The sequence below is a fragment of the Streptomyces sp. FH025 genome (assembly GCF_017427025.1).
Lineage (GTDB): Bacteria > Actinomycetota > Actinomycetes > Streptomycetales > Streptomycetaceae > Kitasatospora.
Genome location: NZ_JAFLNG010001033.1, coordinates 1 through 1,891 on the forward strand (window position 1 = coordinate 1; position 1,891 = coordinate 1,891).

The following is a 1,891-nucleotide window of genomic DNA, read 5'->3' on the forward strand; positions in this document are numbered from 1 at the left end:
CCAGGATCCGCCCGGTGGCCGGTTCGATCGCGGCCACCGCGCCCTTCTGCGAGCCGAGCCCGCGCATCGCGGCCTCCTGGGCGGCCCGGTTCAGCGTGGTGTACACGTCCCCGCCGGGGTTCTGCCGACGGGTGATCGCGTCCCAGAGCGCCCAGCCGGTCAGCCGGCCGTCGGTGCCGGTCAGCAGCTCGTCCTCGGTGCCCTCCAGCTGGGTGTTGCCGTACGCCTGGGAGGCGTAGCCGGTGACGGCGGCGTACAGCGGGCCGTCGGTGTAGGTGCGCTTGTACGCGTACCGGCCGCCGGTCCTCTGGGAGCCGGTCACCGGGTCGGCGCCGACCAGGATGTCGCCGCGCGGCTGGCCGTACCGCTCGACGGTGAGCCGCTGGTTGGCGCTGTTGCGGTTGAGGTCCCCGGCCTCGAAGACCTGCACCCGGGTGGCCTGGACGCACAGCGCCGCGACCAGCAGCAGGCAGAAGGTGGCCGCCCGGCGCCCGGTGACCGAGATCCCGGGCAGGCCCTGCGGGCCGTTCCCCTTGGGCCGGATCCCGTTGGGCCGGATCCCCTTGGGCCGGATCCGCGCCATCAGCCCAGCCCCGGTGCGGGCCTGCGGGCGTCGTCGCTCATGCGCACCAGCAGCGCGACGATGATCCAGTTGGTGACCACCGAGGAGCCTCCCTGGGCGATGAACGGCATGGTCATCCCGGTCAGCGGGATCAGCGCGAGCACCCCGCCCGCCACCACGAACACCTGGAGGCCGACGATCGCCGCCAGCCCGATCGCCAGCAGCCGCCCGAACGGGTCGCGCAGCGCGATGCCCGTCCTGAAGCCCCGCGAGATCAGCACCGCGTACAGCAGGAACACCGCGATCAGCCCGGTCAGGCCGAGCTCCTCGCCGATGGTGGCGAGGATGAAGTCCGACTTGGCGGCGAACCCGATCAGCACCGAGTGCCCGTTGCCCAGCCCGGTGCCCAGCTCGCCGCCCCAGGCGAAGGCGAACAGCGACTGGGCGATCTGGTTGGCGCCCTTGCCCGCCGCGATCGAGCCCAGCGGGTCCAGCCAGTCCGCCACCCGGCTGTGCACGTGCGGCGAGAGCCAGCCGACCGTCACCGCGCCGACCGCCGCCAGGGCCAGTCCGATCGCGATCCAGCCGGTGCGCGCGGTGGCCACGTAGAGCATCACCACGAACAGGCCGAAGAACAGCAGCGAGGTGCCGAGGTCGGTCTCCAGCACCAGGACGCCGACGAAGGCCGCCCAGATCATCAGCACCGGCCCGAGCACCCGCCCGCGCGGCAGCTGCCAGCGCCAGAGCCGGCGCCCGGTGAGCGCCAGCGCGTCCCGGTGCACCGCCAGGTAGGCGGCGAAGAAGACGGCCAGCAGGATCTTGGCGAACTCCCCCGGCTGGAAGGAGAGCGGCCCGATGAGGATCCAGATCCGGGAGCCGTACACCGGCGGGAAGAAGATCGGCAGCACCAGCAGGACGAGTGCCACCAGCGCCCCGAGGTACGCGTAGCGCCGCAACCGCCGGTGGTCACGCACCAGCAGCAGCACGGCGATGAACAGCGCCACCCCGAGGCTCGACCAGAGCAGCTGGGTGGAGGCCGCGGCCGGGCCCCTGGTGGCCCGGTCCAGGCGGTAGATCACCACCAGGCCGAGCCCGTTGAGCAGCAGGGCGATCGGCAGCAGCAGCGGGTCCGCGTACGGGGCCCGCCACCGGACCGCCCCGTGCGCCGCCAGGGCCAGCACACCGAGCGCGGCGCCGTACGCGGCCGCGTCGGCCGGCACCCTGCCGTCCAGGTTGACGCCGACCTCGATGTAGCCGAACACCGCGGCCAGGACGGCCGCCAGCACCAGCACCAGCTCGGTGGTGCGCCGGGTCGGCACCGGCCGGGCG

The 1,891-nt window shown here is 73.6% G+C and carries 1 protein-coding gene and 1 pseudogene; both read right to left on the bottom strand.

What is annotated here, in order from left to right; all coding sequences use genetic code 11:
* A pseudogene (locus J0670_RS36960) lies at window positions 1-583 on the bottom strand (penicillin-binding protein 2); the annotation flags it as partial.
* Window positions 583-1,881, bottom strand: coding sequence for an FtsW/RodA/SpoVE family cell cycle protein (locus J0670_RS36965; RefSeq protein ID WP_207817156.1), 1,299 nt, complete (start codon window positions 1,879-1,881; stop codon window positions 583-585). The pseudogene J0670_RS36960 and the gene J0670_RS36965, both read right to left, overlap by 1 nt.
* Window positions 1,882-1,891 lie beyond the last annotated feature (10 nt).